This window comes from Nostoc sp., assembly GCF_036917535.1.
In the GTDB taxonomy this organism is placed as follows: domain Bacteria; phylum Cyanobacteriota; class Cyanobacteriia; order Cyanobacteriales; family Nostocaceae; genus Nostoc.
This window is the reverse complement of the sequence record NZ_JBALDA010000042.1, coordinates 14,126-32,137: the sequence shown is the minus strand read 5'-3', so window position 1 is coordinate 32,137 and position 18,012 is coordinate 14,126. Positions and strand designations below refer to the sequence as shown.

Genomic DNA, 18,012 nt, shown 5'->3' with positions numbered 1-18,012 from the left:
TTGAAAGACTTATTTGAGCGTGGTGTGAGATGATGTCCAAACAAAAGCGTAGGCGTAGCCCATCAGAGATATCGCTAATTTTAATTGCTGGTTTATTAGGGGCGTTTTTTACACAATCAGCAAGGGCTGGAGAAATTAGAGTAAATGAAGAGAAAATATTACCTGCGGTGGCTCAATCACCAGCTTTTAATACTCAGTCGCCTATTCAAGTAACAGGTGTTCGCCTCAACAAAACAAAGGCGGGGATTGAGGTGATTTTGCAAACTAAAGAGCGCGAAAAGTTAAAAATAACTAATCGCACTGAGGGTAATTCTGTGATTGCAGAAATTCTTAATACTGTGTTGGTGCTACCAAATAAAAGTAGTTTTCAACAAGAACAGCCTTTTGCGGGAATTACTGCAATTATAGTAAATCAGGTTAATCCTAATACCATTCGTCTGACAGTGACAGGTGAAGCGGGTGTACCAAAAGTTGAGTTGTTTGATAGTGACGAAGGCTTGATTTTTGGGTTGACACCTGTTGCATCTGCGACACCAACACCAGAAGCCCAAACCAAGCCAGAACCATCAGCGCAGAGTGATGAGCCGATTGAGTTGGTAGTGACGGGTGAGCAAGATAGCTATAGTGTTCCTAATGCGACAACGGCGACAAGGACAGATACACCGTTGCGTGATATTCCCCAATCAATTCAGGTGGTTCCCCGACAAGTAATTGAAGACCAGCAAGTTATACGACTAGGAGAAGCACTACAAAATGTTAGTGGTGTGACACTTAACAGTAGTGGGGAAGGCTATGAACAAGTCGGCGTTCGCGGCTTTAACAACACTCCAGTTCTCCAGGATGGTTTTCGGCAAAATAGTTTTTTGGGCATTCAGGCTTTTCCAGAACCAGCAAACCTGGAACGTATCGAAGTTCTAAAAGGTCCAGCTTCCATTCTGTATGGTCAGATTCAACCAGGTGGTGTGATTAATACGGTGGCGAAAAAGCCATTGTCTACACCGTTTTACGCCGCAGAACTGCAAATTGGCAGTCGGGATTTGTTTCGTCCTCGGATTGATTTTTCTGGCCCTTTGACTGCTGATGGCAAACTGCTCTACCGCTTGAATGCTTTAGTCTCAAATGATCATGGATTTCGGAATTTTGACACTAATTTACACAGGGCGTTTGTTGCTCCCACGTTGACTTGGAAAATTAGCGATCGCACCGATTTAACCATTCAACTAGACTATTTGAATGATAAAAAACCAGCCGATCTTGGTCGTGTTGCTTCTGGAAATCGGGTGCTGCGTACTCCCCGCGATTTAATTACGGGTGAGCCAGGAGATTTGAACAAGAATACAATCTTTAACATTGGATATAATTTCGAGCATCGTTTTACTGACAACTGGAAATTGCAGAATGCCTTTCGATTTACATCTAGAAATCTCTTTCAAGAGTTTGCTTTTGGTCTTTCATCATTGAATGAAGCAACGAACATATTTGACCGCTTTTATGGTGGAGGTGATTATAATTTTCAAGACTACTCGCTACAAACTAATATCATCGGCAAGTTTGCTACAGGTTCAGTGAAGCATACGCTGTTGTTTGGCGTTGATTTGAGCCGCACTGATGAAAGATATATCCAACCACTCGATCTAAGTACACCATTGCCTTTGGATCTCTTTAACCCAGTTTATGGACTGGTTCCCAGACCTAATTTCAACGATCTACCAGTAATTTATGATTCCAAAATCAATACAGATCGATTGGGAATCTATCTGCAAGATCAAATTGCTTTGGTGGATAATTTAAAATTACTGGCAGGAATTCGCTATGAAACTATAAAGGCGCGAACCCAAGCAGCGGCGGGTTTCTTCGGTCCAGCTAGTGATACAACTCAAAATGATGATGCTTTTACCCCACGTTTGGGACTTGTGTATCAACCGATCCCAGAACTTTCTCTCTACGCTAGCTATTCGCGCTCCTTCGTTCCCAACACAGCCACGACAGTGAGTGGTGATGCTTTAAAGCCTGAAAAGGGCGAAGGCTATGAAATTGGTGCCAAAGCCGAATTACTTAAAGGTTCTCTGTTTGCAACATTGGCATACTTTGATATCACTAAACAAAATGTTGCTACAGCCGATCCGAACTTTCCATTTGCCTCCGTTGCTACAGGTGAGCAAAACAGTCGCGGTGTTGAATTCGATTTGACTGGGAAAATTCTTCCCGGATGGAATGTTTTTGCTTCTTATTCTTACATTGATGCTAAAATCACCCAAGACAATACTACTCCTATAGGTAACCTCTTGCCTAATACTCCTGAACATAGCGCCAGTCTCTGGACAACCTATGAAATCCCCAATGGTAATTTACGAGGCTTAGGTTTAGGAGTTGGATTTAACTACGTTGGCAAACGCCAAGGCGATATAGCAAACAGCTTTGAGTTAGACAGTTACTTCCTCACAAATGCTGCTATTTTTTACCGACGCGACAATTGGCGCTTGGCTGTTAACTTGAAAAATATTTTCAATACTGACTATGAACCTGGCGCTGTCGGTAGAACTAGAATTCAGGTTGGTGAACCATTTACAGTAATCGGCTCAATTTCGGTGAGTTTTTGATGAGCGGAAATTTGGGATTACACCCAGTCAATATTTGTTGGGTAAGAAGTCCGTTTTGCGATGATCATGCCGTTTTGGGGTAGACTCGACCATTAACACTTCTCTATACTTAGCCTTACCGAACGAAATTAATAATTATATTCAATAAGTCAGGGCAAACATGACCTAACAGTGTTTGGTTAATGTTTAGATCCCCCAAATCTCCTTTTTTCAACAAAGGGATCGTTTCACCATCACAGAAAGTTGAGAAAACCAAAGTGTCTATCGTTTATTAGTGTGAGAGGAGTGACATGAAAGGTCGGATTTGTTTGCCCAAAATGCGCTTGTTGTTAGTTGCAAGCTTAATCGGATATATTTTCAGCTTTGTGGTGAGTGAGCCTGTTTTGGCACAGGTGAAAACAAAGGGTAAAGAATCAACAACAGATATTCAATTCCCAGTTAATAATAGTGGGTTGCTTTGGCAATCGTCAACACCGCAACCAACCCCATCTGTTGAGGTTGTGCAAATCACAGGAGTCAAAGCAAATCCTACTACTATTGGTTTAGAGTTGATTTTACAAACAACTGTTGGGGAACAATTACAAGTTACTAATCGCAGTGCTGGTAATAATTTTATTGCTGATATTCCCAATGCCCAACTGCGTTTACCTAGTGGCGAGGGTTTTACGTTTCGCTCGGAAAAACCCTTGACGGGTATTACCCAAATAAGTGTAATTAATTTTGATAGCAATACTATCCGGGTAACGGTGGTAGGTGAAACGAGTTTACCAACTATTGAGTTGTATGATAGTGATCAAGGTTTGATTTTTGCTATGGCATCTGCTACGCAGCAGGGAGAAAAACCACAAGCATTACCAACACCATCAGCACAGAAACCAGAGAGTTCTACTCAAAGTCAGCCACCATCGGCACAGGGTGATCAGCCGATTGAGTTAGTAGTGACGGGTGAGCAAGATGGGTATAGTGTACCTAATGCGACAACTGCGACAAGGACAGATACGCCGTTGCGTGATATTCCCCAATCGATTCAGGTGGTTCCCCAACAAGTACTCAAAGACCAGCAAGTTATCCGGTTGGATGAAGCGCTCCGCAACGTCAGTGGTGTCCAGGGTGGTGAGACGGCCTTTGCAGCCCCTAGCTTCACCATTCGAGGATTCGCGAATGCTCCCGTCCTGCGAGATGGCTTCAAACAGTATCAGCAGTTCGATTCAGATATTCCGGACGTGAGTAATCTTGAACACATTGAAGTGCTCAAAGGTCCAACTTCCATCCTGTATGGGCAAATTGAACCGGGCGGTTTAATTAATTTGGTCACCAAACAGCCGTTATCTCAACCCTTTTATGAAGTTGGACTGCAAGCTGGCAACTATAACTTGGTGCGACCAACGATTGACTTCTCCGGTCCGCTCAATGCCGACAAAACCCTGCTGTATCGACTCAATGCCACCTATCAGAGAATCGATAGTTTTCTCAATTACGATACGAACTTTGAGCGTGTCTTCGTCGCGCCTACCTTAACCTGGGAAATTGATAAACAAACCGATCTAACGGTGAATGTAGAGTACCTGCATAACCAGCGACCGAGCAATGCTGGGTTGGTGGCGGCAGGCGATCGCATCCTCGATATTCCATTTAATCGCACCCTGAGCGAACCCGACGATCGCGAAACATCAGAACAATATCGAGTCGGCTACAACCTGGAGCATCGCTTCAGCGACAACTGGACGTTACGTAACTCGTTTCGTTACATTAACTTCGACTACACCCAGACTTTCTTTCCAATCCTTACGTTCGATGAAGCCACAGGGATTGCTGACCGAGCTTATATCAATTCCAAACAACGAGCGCAAGACTACTTACTTCAAACCAACGTAGTGGGTAAATTTGCTACTGGTTCAATTCAACACACATTGCTATTTGGCATAGACTTAAGCCACAACTACACTGAGCTTGACACTCGGGTCGATTTCGGACCGTTTCCGCTCAACGTTTTCGCTCCAGTCTACGGACAAGCGATCAGACAAAATCGCAATGATTTACTTCGCTTTAATGACACAAGCTACTATACCAATCAACTGGGAATTTATCTGCAAGATCAAATTGCAATTGCCAACAATCTCAAGCTACTGGCAGGTTTGCGCTACGACCTATTCGATCAATTAGGAATCTACAGACAGTACGGTTTCGACTCTAACCTCCCTGACCTTTCGCAAACTCCGAATGCCTGGACCCCTCGATTTGGCGTTGTCTATCAACCCATCCCAGAGCTATCTGTTTACGCCAGTTACTCGCGCTCATTCAAGCCTAACAATGCAGCAGATGGCAATACTGGTACTCTGCTCAAACCAGAGCAAGGTGAAGGATGGGAAGTGGGGACGAAAGCCGAATTGCTTGGAGGTAAGTTATTTGCGACTTTGGCGTACTTCAACATCACTAAACAGAATGTAGCAACGAGCGATCCAAACAACCCCTTTGGGTTTTCTATCGCCACGGGTGAGCAACAAAGCCAGGGGGTGGAATTAGACGTATCAGGTGAAATTTTACCGGGGTGGAATATCATCGCGAACTACGCCTACACTGATGCAGAAATTACGAAAGACAACACGTTTGCAGTCGGCAATCGTTTATTTAACACTCCGAAAAACAGTGCTAGTCTCTGGACAACTTATACCTTGCCAAAGGGAAGTTTGCAAGGTCTGGGATTTGGCGTTGGCTTCAATTATGTGGGAGAACGAGAAGGCGATCTAGCTAACAGCTTTGTGTTAGACAGCTACTTTCTTACCAATGCCGCAGTCTTCTATCGACGCAACAACTGGCAAGTTGGTCTCAACTTCAAAAATATCTTTGATATCGATTACATCGAAAGCTCCGATAACAGCCGAACCAGAAACTACCCTGGCGATCCGTTTGCTGTAATTGGTTCATTCTCCATTCAATTTTGACAACCTAAATGTGCGAATCACAATCCCAGTTGGCGAACCTTTAACGGTGATTGATTCTGTTTGTGTCTAGTTTTAACTTTTACTATTGTCTCAAATTTACAAGGATGCTAACCATGCTCAAATTTCGTAAAAAACTGTATTTCTGTGTAGCGGCTTTTGCCACTTGCATTCTACCGAGCGATCAATTTTGATGTAAACCATTAAGGAAAGTTGCATGAAACCGTTGCTATTTTGGATTTTATTAGTTGTAAGTGGCGCGATCGCCACCGCCTGTCAGCCTGCTTCCACACCGACCGCGAATAAATCAGCTCCAACCACCGAGCCATCGAATGTTTCAACCAATCAGCAAACACCTCCAACAACAAGTTTCAATTCAGAAATCTATCTTTTAGCCAATCCTGATGTTGCCAAGCAAATCAAAGCCGGAAAGTACAAATCGGCACTGGAACATTACGAAAAAGTGGGAAAGTCTGGCATATTCACCATGAAATAATCGGGGCTATTATGCGTAAATATTCTAGAGCAAGTGTTCTTAACGACCTAACGATTGAAGCGATATTAGATCGGCTGCATCACCAAGCCGACCGCCAGTTCGGTCAACTGCTGTTGCACTACCTGCCAAAACTACCGAGATTATTCACAAGTAAAGGCATCCGATGGGAAACAACAAAACTCGATTTTTACAACGACAAATACCTTTCGATTGAACGAAATCAAGGAAACTTTCTGTATTTGTTAGCCCGATCAATCAATGCCAAAGCGATCGTAGAATATGGCACCTCATTTGGTATTTCCACGTTGTATCTGGCAACTGCCATTAGAGATAACGGAGGTGGCATTGTGATTGGCACCGAGATTGTACCTGAGAAAGTAGTGGAAGCCCGAAAGAACATCGCTGATGCTGGGTTGGAAACTTTTGTTGAAATTTGTGAGGGAGATGCTTTGCAAACTCTCAAATGTTTAAATCAAACCATCGATATGGTGCTGATCGATGGTTGGGCACATCTAGCGCTCGATGTGCTGAAGCTAGTCGATCCGTTCGTGAGACCGGGGGGAATTGTCGTGTCTGATAACATTGGGACGTTCAAAGATGATATGAAGTCTTACGTTGAGTTTTTGCAAGACCCAGTTAATGGTTATAGATCAACAACGTTGCCTCTAAAAGACGGCACCGAGTTTTCAGTGAAGGTGAGATAAATTGCATCTGAGGCAATTAGAGCAATCTCATCTATTTCAGAGGGGCTTGTTGAATATCTCTCAATGTTATTTAACTGATAAACGCATCGAGAAAGCAGAACAATGATTACGACAAGGCGATACCCACAGGGGGCAATGCCAACACACTGTAGCAGAAGTTGATTTCTTTAGTCGGCTACTCAAACCCTGCACACTTTGCCGCTACCTTCAAGCGTAAATCTGGGATTACACCCAGAGAATGTTTGTCGGGTAAGAAGTCCGTTTGGCGATGATCGTGCCTTTTTGGGATGGACACAATTACTAAAGCCTCCATATAATACGCTCCATCTTTTCAAGAACAATTCTCATTAAAGCTGAGTTTTTTCTTGAGTGTGATGTATTTGAGTGTGGTGTGAGATCATGTCCAAGCAAAAGCTTAGGCGTAGCCCATCAGAGCGATCGCTAATTTTAATTGCTGGTTTATTAGGAGTGTTCTTGACACAATCAGCATGGGCTGGGGAAATTAGGGGAAATGAAGAGAAAATATTACCTGCTCTAGCTCAATCACCAGCCTCTAATACCCAGTCGCCTATTCAAGTAACGGGCGTGCGCCTCAACAAAACAGAGACGGAAATTGAAGTAATTCTGGAAACAAAAGAGGGCAAAAAGTTACAAGTCACTAATCGCACTCAAGGGAATTCTGTAATTGCAGTAATTCCCAATGCTGTGTTAGTGCTACCAAATAATACTTTCCCTCTTTTGTTACTCTGGGGAAATAAAAATCGAGGCGAAATGATGAAACTCAGATTTGGTCAGAAGATTAGCGATCGCAAACTAATAGAAACCTCCAAACAAGGCTCTATAGGTAAAATTTTCTCTGGGCAAGGGTTACAGATTATTTTCTGCCGAAAGTGACAAAAGAGAGATAAGATGATGTTCAAGCAACAGTAAAGGTGTAGCCTTTGGTCGATATCGCTAGTTTTAATTACTGATTTAATAGGGGCGTTCTTGACACAATCAGCATGGCTATAATACTGAATAAACTTTTGTCAAGAATGAAACTTGCACTCAAGAAAAAATGACGAATTCTGTATAGATTAACCATTTATTTTTAGGCAAATAAATCACAGTTGTGTTAATATGCAAAAGAATCTCGGTTCTAATGGGGAACAGCCATTAGAGGAAACGGGGAAAGTTCGGTGTGAATCCGGCGCTGTCCCGCAGCTGTAATCAAGGCTTGCCTTGTGAGTCAGAATGCCCGCCGAAGTTGACTTGTAACTTTTGTATATCTGCGAGACACAGATAAGTATTTTTATGAACATTTCTACAACTACTAAGCTTTACATTCTCATAGCTACACATATCAAGACGCTACAGATTATGGCTTTCTATGAGATGGTAGGTGATTCATTTTGAGTAAAAATTGCGTAGGCGTAGCCCGTCGTAGACATCGCTTATGCTAATTTTCTTTAGCGTGAGCGATCGCAAAAAAGATGGATACGCTTATTTGTTTGGTTAATGTTCACGCCCAATAAATTAAACGTTTCGTGTTTCATTACCTTTATTAATAGATGCGGTTGCCACACTCAAGGAAGTTTTTAAATGAACATTATCTGGCTGTTGTTGACGGTGGCGTTAGGGCTGGGGTCACGTCGCTTCTCTACGAGACGCTGCGCGTAGCTTGCTTCCCCAAAGGGGTACGCTCCGAATTCAAAATTCAAAATTCAAAATTAATGATCCCCATAAATAAATTTAGTGCAAAGTCTGAGCGGAGGTTTCCTCCGATCAGAACTTTGTAAGAGAGGGGCTTATATCATGAGTGTTCTTCGGTCAATCTATATCTTTAATGAAAAATTCCCTTCCACACCACCTGCAAATTAGTAGAGAGACGAAATTTTATAGCCGTAGCTACATAGATTAGGACAGTGATGATTGCTCAAAGCTTTGAAGCAACTGGGTTTTTACTCAGATCGGAGTTCGGAGTCTCCGGCTTTGCTCAGCACGGGCTAAACGCCCCGCTACCGCTAACAGCACTTTGCGATATGTCTCTACTGCATGATATCTGCGGTTAAAACTTCTTTCTTGTGATTGCAAAATTAATCAACAAACAACACACTTTATATGCAAAAAATTCCCGTCACAGTAATTACAGGATTTCTAGGTGCAGGCAAAACGACATTAATTCGCCATTTACTGCAAAACAATGAGGGACGACGCATTGCTGTTTTGGTGAATGAATTTGGAGAAATCGGAATTGATGGCGAACTTTTGCGTGACTGTCGAGTTTGTGACGATGAAGAAGACTCCAACAGTAATATTGTTGAACTCACCAATGGTTGTCTGTGCTGTACAGTGCAAGAAGAATTCCTCCCAGCGATGCAAGAATTACTGAAGCGACGCGCGAGCCTCGATTGTATGTTGATTGAAACCTCTGGACTAGCACTCCCAAAACCATTGGTACAAGCATTTCGCTGGCCGGAAATTCGCACAGGCGCTACAGTTGACAGCGTAATTACTGTGGTGGACTGTGAAGCGTTGGCAACCAATCAATATGTAGGCGATTTAGCAGCCCTCTTAGCACAGCGACAAGCCGACTCTAGCCTAGAACACGAAACACCCATTGAGGAACTGTTTGAAGATCAACTTGCTTGTGCTGACCTAGTATTGCTAACTAAAACCGATCGCGTTGACGAATCAACGCAAGTTAGAGTGCAGGATTGGCTGAAACAGAACTTATCGCCAGGCGTAAAAGTTATTCCTTGTCAGGACGGTAAAATCGGTTGCGATTTGTTACTCGGTTTCAACGCTGCTGTAGAAGACAACTTGGATAGTCGCCCCAGTCACCACGACACCGAAGCTGAACACGAACATGATGAAGGGATTAATGCAGTGCAACTACTGCTAAACCAAGCATTTGAACCGTCTATCCTAGTTAAACGCTTGCAAACATTGTTGCAACAGCAAGAAATTTATCGAATTAAGGGATTTGTAGCAGTTCCAAACAAAGCCATGCGTCTGGTATTACAGGGAGTTGGTAATCGATTTGACTACTTTTACGATCGTCTTTGGCAACCCCACGAACCCCGTCAAACGCGATTAGTATTGATTGGACGAGAGCTTGAGCAGGTACGGATTGAATCACTGCTGCGGGAGGAAATGAATGCGACCATCCAATAGTGTAAAGACAACATCCATTAGCAATGCGATCACCTCAGCATCGACTCAAATAATTTACGTAGTAAGTAATAGTGATGTTAAGCGGTCGCTCTGTTAACGTAGTGCGATCAAGATTACGAGATAGGCGATCGCAAAGCTTGTGAGAAATGCGGGTTAAACACTTAAACGCTCAGAACGTAAATAAAGTGTTAGGCAAATCTGCTGCCCGCTCTCCCACATAAAAAAGCCCTAGACCAAATCCTAAACCCTTGAGATTGCCTTTTTGGATTTCATAATTTGTCCACAGGCTTGCTTGATTTTCTGGCACATCTGTACAGATGATAGTGATTAATGCTCATAATTAGCAATAATTGTACAGGAAGTAGAGCGATATCTCATGACAATAGGCTGTTCTAACTGACATAATGTGGCCAGCCTGCTGTTTACTGAAGTTATGGGATTTTCTTTATGCTTATTAACGGTAGCGCAAGTCTATATTCCACATTGCGTCAGTGATGTCCAGAATTGGAATATCCGATCAAAGTGGAGGAAATGTAGCGATCGCCTTAAAAGTCAATTGTGCATAGGCGAGCTTTTCTTAGACATCGGACTTTCATAAAAAGTAAGTTTTCTAACAAATCTTCCTGTATGAGGCTATAGAGAAAGTGTTCGTTTTTCTCGATCTTGTTTCAGTAGCACCTCAATAAAACTAAAGTTGAATTTTATTTGTTGTCCACAAATTAAAACTGTGTTGGAAGAAGTTGTTCAGCTAATGACCAACAGCAGGGCAAGTTAAAACTCCCACGAAATCGTACCCTGCACCGTGAATGGCTCACCATAAAAAACACGGTCACTAGAAAAACCTTCAAAATAGGTGATATCGAACAAATTCCTAAAATTGAGGGCAGCTCGGAATCGATCGCGATTGTAAAAAATTGCCGCGTCAGTGCGGAGATAACTTGGTAACTGTAAGAAGGTGTTAGGTAGGTCTACCTGACATTCTCCAATGAAAAATAATCCCAACCCAACTCCTAGCCCCCACAAAGTACCCTGCTGAATTTCATAGGTAGTCCATAGGTTAAAAGCATTTTCAGGGACACGAGTCAACCGATCACCTACGGGGAGCCTATTGTCTTGAGTAATTTGAGCATCCGTGTAGGCATAGCCTGCAATGATGTTCCACCCAGCCAGAATCTCACCTTGAACACCAAGTTCAACACCTCGGCTACGTTGTTCTCCAGTCTGAATCGAAAATAGTCCAGGAGGTACACCCGGTCTAGTATCAGCCGTCAAAACATTCGTTCGGGTTAAGTCATACAGGGCAAGGGTTGCTGAAAGACGGTCATTCAAATCTGCCTTAAGTCCAACTTCATATTGAGTGCCGCGTCCTGGTTGGAATAGGCGATTCTCAAAGCTTGTGCCAGATGTTGGGTTAAACGAGCGACTATAGCTGGCATACAGTGAAATGGGTGGAATTGGTTGATAGACAATGCCCACACGTGGACTAAATGCATCACCTGATTGATTAGTTCTAGTATTTGCCAGGAAATCCCGACTGATCTGCTCAAACAGATCAAACCGTCCGCTCAGAAGGAGTTTTAGATTTTCAGCTAACGTCACCTGGTCTTGAATATAAATTCCTAAAGCATCTGTCAAACCGCTAGAGTCTGCAACAAGGATTCGAGATCCAGTCGGTTGTCCATATACAGGATTAAATACATCAATAGGTGAAGCAGTTGCTGCGAAGTCTTGACCTCTGTTGTCGTCCCTTCTGCTTAAATCAACTCCAAAGAGTAGCTGATGGGCAACTGCTCCTGTTGAAAAACGACCAGTCACATATGCTGTTAAATCATAGGCTTGAGAGCTGAAAACAGAATCGTACCTTTCACGGTCCACAGTTCGATTATCTGAATTTAAGTTGCCACTAGGAGTAATTGTTGGGTCACCATGATATTCAAAAAATGATGCCCGAAACGCACTCTGTAATGACCAGTTGTCGCTGAACTGATGCTCTAATCGATATCCAACTCTACCGAGCGTGCGATTAAGCTCAGCTTCCGAGGTATTACGATTACGCGGAATGCGACCATTCGGATTAGGAAGCACTGTGCCGACCGCTGGCAGACCAGAGACAAAGGAACCTTGTGAGTCCAGGTAATCGCCTTCTAGAGTTAAGCGGGTTCGGTTCCCAATTGCCAAACTCACGACGGGGGCAATAAAAAATTGACTTTCTTCAAACCGATCAACAAAAGTATTTCTGTCCTGATAGGCGACATTAAGACGATACAACACCGTCTTTGAGTCGTTCAATGGTCCAGATAAATCAATGGCACCTCGGTAGAAGTCAAAACTGCCAATGGTGGCATCAATCGCATAAAAGGGATCGCGAAGTGGTTGTTTCGTTACAATGTTGACAACTCCACCTGGAGTACCTCGACCGTAAAGAACTGAAGCTGGACCTCTGAGAGCTTCAACTCGCTCAATGTTGGAGAAATCGAGTATTTGCCCTCCAAATATATCTCTCAACCCGTCTCTGAGATAACTGCCGTTAAAATCACTCAGTTGAAATCCTCGACTGAAGAAAGATTGATCTCGATCGGTTATTGCAGATCCAGATTGATTTGCCCCAGGAATATTTCTAATTGCATCTCCTAAACGGGTAACGTTTTGATCTCGCAGCACCTGTTGTGGTACGACTTGAATCGATTGAGGAATATCGCGCAGAGGTGTGTCAGTTTTGGTAGCAGTTGACGAATCTCTTACACGATAACCATCTTGCTCACCCGTCACTACCAACTCAATCGGCTCATCACCTTGTGCTGATGGTGTCTCCTGTGGTGTAGGGAGTGCTGGCTTTTCTTCAGTTTGTGGTGTTTGAGGCTGTTGCGGTGGAGAAGTCGCAATTTCAGCAGAAGTTATACCAAAAACCAGCCCGGCATTATCATCAAATAACTCCACTTTGGGCAAAGCTTTCTCACCCACCACTGTCACTCGCACAGTAGTTGCGTCAACATTCGTAACTGTAATTTCAGTAATTCCCGCAAGTGGTTTGTCGTCACGAAATGTAAAAGCTTCACCGTTAGGTAGTCGTAATTGCCCACCTGACACATCTACAATAAAATTATTACCTGTACTGCGATTTGTAACTTGCAGTTGAGTTCCAAGCGGTGTCTCTAAGATTACTTCTACACCTTTATCAGTGGGATTTGCTTTCACTCCTGTGATTGGTACAACTGAACTTCCTTGAGAAGGTGTTTGTACTAGTATTTTATAGCTTTCTAGTGGGGATTTCTCTCTTGCCCACGCAGAGGGTGCAATCAATAACGAAACCACACTTGCAACCAATCCCAACATCAGTCGATACTTCATGACTCCCCACACCGCTATCAAAAATAATTCTCAGAAAACAAGATTACCGAATAAACGGTGTGCGGTGGAATAGACAAAAAAGGGCGAGACGGAATATTTTGGGGGCTAGACGGAATATTTTCGTTTTTTGCGGTAATCCTTGGGGTTCAAGCCAAACTGCTTGCGAAAGGCGATCGCAAACGACTTCGGATCGGCATATCCCACCAAATGAGCAATTTCTTTAATATTCATATCCCCGATTTGCAAGAGTTGTCGTGCTTGTTCCAAGCGATGACTGCGGACATAGCTGAATACTGTAGTGCCAAACACCTCCCGAAAGCCGCGCTTCAACGTACAGTCGTTCAACCCAACCAGTCGTGCCAGTTCTATCAAAGTTGGCGGATTGTCTAGCCGTTGCAATAATAGCTCTCTGGCATGGTGTAATCGCTCCTTTACATCAGGCTTGAGCGAGTGTAGCGGGTGATTCCCATTTCGCATTTCTACCTCCTGCACCACCAGCATTCCCAGCAATTCCAAAACTTTACTCTCCCAATGCAACCGTTTAGAAATCCCCCAATAGGGACAATCTAGGATTTGATGCAGTACAACCTGCATTGTAGGGGTGGTTGTTCCGATGTGATGGTAGTAAGTTTGAGTATAAGGTCTAATCAGATGCTGCAACTGTGGGGGCAATTCACAGTCGAGATTGCCAGCGAACGAGCGAAATAATTCTGGTGAGATATGAACGCTAACATCTAGATGTTCTTGTCCTAGAAGTTGATACGTACCGCAGCCGGGAGCCATGCCGCTACCATAGAAGCCATACTGCCCAGCTAAGGTAAGAGTGCCGCTTGATACCACTCCTCCTGCGAGATGAAAACAATACTCTAGGGAATGGGCGCGATCGCAGTTTGGTGTAATAATCTCGTCGTAAAAATGGTTATGGGCGATCGTTAGCCACAAACCATCTCGTAGCTGAATCCCTCGAACATATCCCTCTCCTATCTCAGGAGACTGCCTCCAAGTAAAATCCAACAAGTCCGATGGATCGGAGTACTGCGGCGTTTCACTCATTGCTTTCCAAAGATCCGAGAAATCTTGCGATGAAATGGTGATGGTCATGCTGGTGTTGAAGTTAGTCAGGGAATTTTCAATCAAATCTAAGAACAACTAGCTTAGATGAGAAGGAGTTGCATCTTGATCGAATCACTAATTGGGTATGAAAGGCAAGGGCGATCGCACCTGATGCTCGCCCTGCATTCCTCTCACTTACCTTAGTACAACTTACTAAAGGAAAATAATTCATTACTGGTATGATTTGTGTGATCAAATTGAAGTTTGTCAATAATCAAAAAGATAGATTCTATTTTGACAACTTGAAAGCTCTTGAAAATTACTTGATAAATCTGGAATCAGACGAATCGAGACTGAATTTATGAAAATTTTTGACATCAGCAACATCAATGCATATAAATTACTTCAACAGGGGATATGGTGAAATTGCTTTGTTTATAATCTAATTTTTTGCTCTAAACTCAGCCATTTCTCTTGTTTGCGGGGAGCGATTTTTTCCTTTATAGCGATACCACCACATCACAAAACCTGTAATGAATAAAATTAGGGGTGATAGCCCAACGAAGACATAGAGAATACGTGTTGGTAATCCACCAAAACTACCAAAATGCAGTGTTGGAAATGAGTCTATAATTTTGTCGCCCAGAGATTTCTTGAGTGAATCTTTGAGTTGAACAACTTCACCTGTATCACAACTAAGCCGATATAGCGGTGGAGGATGAACACAATATTACGGAGAGTTTTGCGTTTCATCGCGGATGCTTCTAGAATTTTCGGAAATTTAATGCGCTACATTGGATAGTAAACAGACAAGGGAGCAAGGGGGCAACGGTCAGCTCTCAAAGTCCCCCTGTTGTCGCCCCGCAAGCCAAAAGACAGAGGGAGATTTTGGGGGATCAAAACTGCCACGAAATCGTGCCCTGCACGGCGAATGGATCGGCATAAAAAACACCCAAGCTGCCATTGGCAGAATCAATATAGTCAACATTAAATAAATTCTTGAAATTAATCGCTGCCCGGAATCTGTCTTGTTTATAGAAAATGGCAGCATTGGTGCGGAGATAACTGGGCACAGTGTAAGTATTCTCATCATCTCCTGGTCTAACGCCAATGAAGAACACTCCGGCACCCATGCCAAATCCTTTTAGAGCACCCGATTGAATTTCATAGCTTGTCCAGATGTTGAAGCTATGTTTGGGAACATTAGTCGGCGACTTACCTACCACATCAGGATTAGCGTCTTTGGTAACTTCTACATCCGTGTAAGCGTAACCCGCAATCACGTTCCATCCAGGTAAAATTTCACCCGCAAGGCTAAGTTCAACCCCTTTGCTGCGCTGCTCTCCGTTTTGGACGACGTAGCCTATATGAATTGGATCGTCCGTCAAAACATTGGAGAGTGTCAGGTCGTAGTAAGAAAGGGTCGCAGAAAGTCGATTGTTGATATCTCCTTTGATGCCAACTTCATAGGAATTGCCGTACTGTGGGTCAAATAAATTGCCATCATAGTCGGTTCCACCGTTTGGAGTAAAGGAACGACTGTAGCTAGCATATAGCGAAATGGGCTGTAGGGGTTGATAGACAAGACCAACACGGGGACTAAATGCATGACTAGATTGCGTTTGTTGTGTATTGGTAACTAAATCCTTTCCGTTCTGGCTGAGGGTGTCAAACCGCACACCCAATAGCAACTTGAGATTCTCGGCAAGTGTTACCTGATCTTGCACATAAATAGCCAATGTATTTGACGAGGATTCATCACCCGAAAAGTCAACATCACCGAATGGCTGACTACCGTACACAGGGTTGAACAGGTCAAGGGCAGCAATTTGGCGGTTATTATTGGTGGTAGAACTGGTTTCCCTGATGAAATTAAAACCTGCGACCAGTTGATGCCCAATGCTGCCAGTGGCAAACTTACCTACCACATACGTGTCAAGATTATAGGCTCTGTCGTCATTAACACCTCCACTGTAGCCTCTATTTAGAATACGCTTATTGTCCTCTAAGCTGTCAGCATAGACAAAAACTTTATACCGTTGAGCTGATGAAAATGCAAAACCGTTACGTAGCTGCCAGTTATCACTAAAGCGATGTTCAAGATCGTAGCCAAGGCGAAGGGCACTTTGATCGCTTTTACTAAATGGCTCCGATATGTTGAGATCGCGCGGTATTTTGCCATTTGGATTCGGTAGGAGAGTACCCTCTGCGGGAAGACCCTGCTGACCAAACTTTGAGGGTCGAACCTGATATTGGCCGGAGAATGTAATCTTGGTGCGATCGCTAATTTGCCAGGAGAGCACAGGGGATACAAAGTATTTTTGTTCATCATAGAAGTCAAGAAAACTTTCGGTCATCTGAGCTGCAACGTTCAGCCGATACAACACCGTCTTGTTGGGAGTAAGCGGACCACTCAGGTCGATAGCACCGCGATAGAAATTAAAGCTACCAGCAGAGACTTCTGCCGCATAGTATGGTTCACTCAGGGGTTGTTTGGTGACATAATTAACTACCCCTCCTAACGATCCCTGACCGTAGAGAACCGAAGCTGGTCCTTGGAGTACTTCAATCCGTTCGACATCAGCCGTATCAGTCTGATCTATTAACGTAGAGTCTCTCAACCCATTTCTCTGGATATCACCACCAGCATCAAAGCCTCGGATCGTAAATATATTAGCACTTCCACGGGTTGATGAATTGCGTCCTTGAGCTACACCAGGCACATTTCTGAGGGCTTCAGCCAGGTTCCTCACCTGCTGGTCTTGGAGCACTTGCCGGGGCACCACCTGAATCGATTGGGGAATGTCATGCAGGGGCGTATCGATTTTGGTGGCAGTTGAGCCATCTGTGACGCGATACCCATCTTGCTCACCTGTCACCACCAATTCAATTGGCTCATCACCTGATGCTGATGGTTGACTTGGCTGTGTCTGGTTTTCTGGCTGACTAGTTTGAGGTGTTTGAGGTGGCTGTTGTGGAGAATTCGCCGTTGCTGTAGTTGCTACCGCAAAAACCAGCCCGGCGTTATCATCATATAACTCAACTGTGGGCAAAGCCTTTTCACCCACCACTGTTACTCGCACAGTATTTGCATTAATATTTGTCACTGTTACTTCAATAATTCCCGCAAACGGTTTTTCGGAACGAAATGTGAAAGCCTTGCCATTAGGCAGTTGCAATTGACCCCCAGATACATCCACAATAAAGTTATTACCTGTGCTGCGATTTGTAACTTGTAGTAGAGTTCCTTGAGTTGTCTTTAAAATTACTTCTACACCTTTATCGGTGGGATTAGCTTTCACGGACGTTATTGGTATAACTGAACTTCCCTGTTTCTCCCCTTGGGAGAGTGTTTGTACTAGTAATGGTATTGCGTTGGTAATGGGGATTCTAAAGTCGCTCAATTGCCGGACTTTCTGTTCTCCCCCATCTGTTTGCAATAGCTGAACTTTTTTGCCCGGCTTCACCCTCGTTGTCAAAGGAGCAGCTTGAGCTTTGAGTTGTTGATTTAAACTCTCAACATCTTTTTGGGAAAATTGATCTCGATTCTCCAGTTTTGTTTGTGCCCAAGCTGCTTGAGTTACTAGGGTGCTGATAATTCTGACTACACTTGCTGCAAGCAATACAGAGATATTAGACTGCCAACTTTTCATTCCACTTCTCACACAGTTTTGATTTCAAGCCTTATTGCAGATATTTATTAATTGCAATCAAGC

General features: G+C 43.6%; 10 protein-coding genes, 1 pseudogene and 1 riboswitch. Of the genes and pseudogenes, 6 read left to right on the top strand and 5 right to left on the bottom strand.

All coding sequences use genetic code 11. From position 1 onward, the window contains the following. The first annotated feature begins 29 nt into the window (after nt 1-29). The 6 genes from V7K56_RS14150 to cobW all read left to right on the top strand — a co-directional run bounded on the left by V7K56_RS14150 (nt 30) and on the right by cobW (nt 9,895). A complete protein-coding gene (locus tag V7K56_RS14150) occupies nt 30-2,600 on the top strand; it encodes a TonB-dependent siderophore receptor (RefSeq protein WP_334911433.1) in 2,571 nt (856 codons plus the stop codon). 290 nt (nt 2,601-2,890) lie between these two features. After that, nucleotides 2,891-5,542: a TonB-dependent siderophore receptor gene (locus V7K56_RS14145; RefSeq protein ID WP_334911431.1), complete on the top strand. Its 2,652-nt coding sequence runs from the start codon at nt 2,891-2,893 to the stop codon at nt 5,540-5,542. Between the two features lie 214 nt (nt 5,543-5,756). Next, nucleotides 5,757-6,035: a hypothetical protein gene (locus V7K56_RS14140; protein ID WP_334911429.1), complete on the top strand. Its 279-nt coding sequence runs from the start codon at nt 5,757-5,759 to the stop codon at nt 6,033-6,035. A gap of 11 nt (nt 6,036-6,046) precedes the next feature. Next, nucleotides 6,047-6,739, top strand: coding sequence for an O-methyltransferase (locus V7K56_RS14135; RefSeq protein ID WP_334911427.1), 693 nt, complete (start codon nt 6,047-6,049; stop codon nt 6,737-6,739). Between the two features lie 399 nt (nt 6,740-7,138). Continuing rightward, nucleotides 7,139-7,633 (top strand): AMIN domain-containing protein, encoded by a 495-nt coding sequence (locus V7K56_RS14130; RefSeq protein ID WP_334911425.1) that lies wholly within the window; start codon nt 7,139-7,141, stop codon nt 7,631-7,633. A gap of 222 nt (nt 7,634-7,855) precedes the next feature. Continuing rightward, nucleotides 7,856-7,998: riboswitch (cobalamin riboswitch) on the top strand. 841 nt (nt 7,999-8,839) lie between these two features. Then, a complete protein-coding gene (gene cobW, locus V7K56_RS14125) occupies nt 8,840-9,895 on the top strand; it encodes a cobalamin biosynthesis protein CobW (RefSeq protein ID WP_334911422.1) in 1,056 nt (351 codons plus the stop codon). A gap of 184 nt (nt 9,896-10,079) precedes the next feature. Here the strand turns inward: cobW and V7K56_RS37090 are convergent. The 5 genes and pseudogenes from V7K56_RS37090 to V7K56_RS14105 form a co-directional block, all read right to left on the bottom strand. Continuing rightward, nucleotides 10,080-10,205, bottom strand: a pseudogene (locus V7K56_RS37090) (TonB-dependent siderophore receptor); the annotation flags it as partial. Nucleotides 10,206-10,666: 461 nt separating this feature from the next. Further along, nucleotides 10,667-13,243 carry a TonB-dependent siderophore receptor gene (locus V7K56_RS14120; RefSeq protein ID WP_334911420.1) on the bottom strand — a complete coding sequence of 859 codons (2,577 nt, stop codon included), beginning with the start codon at nt 13,241-13,243 and terminating at the stop codon, nt 10,667-10,669. Nucleotides 13,244-13,348: 105 nt separating this feature from the next. Next, nucleotides 13,349-14,380, bottom strand: coding sequence for an AraC family transcriptional regulator (locus tag V7K56_RS14115; RefSeq protein ID WP_334911418.1), 1,032 nt, complete (start codon nt 14,378-14,380; stop codon nt 13,349-13,351). 358 nt (nt 14,381-14,738) lie between these two features. Next, on the bottom strand, nt 14,739-14,942 hold the full coding sequence (locus V7K56_RS14110) for a PepSY-associated TM helix domain-containing protein (protein WP_334911479.1): 204 nt from the start codon (nt 14,940-14,942) through the stop codon (nt 14,739-14,741). 250 nt (nt 14,943-15,192) lie between these two features. Next, nucleotides 15,193-17,949 (bottom strand): TonB-dependent siderophore receptor, encoded by a 2,757-nt coding sequence (locus tag V7K56_RS14105; protein WP_334911416.1) that lies wholly within the window; start codon nt 17,947-17,949, stop codon nt 15,193-15,195. Nucleotides 17,950-18,012: the final 63 nt, after the last annotated feature.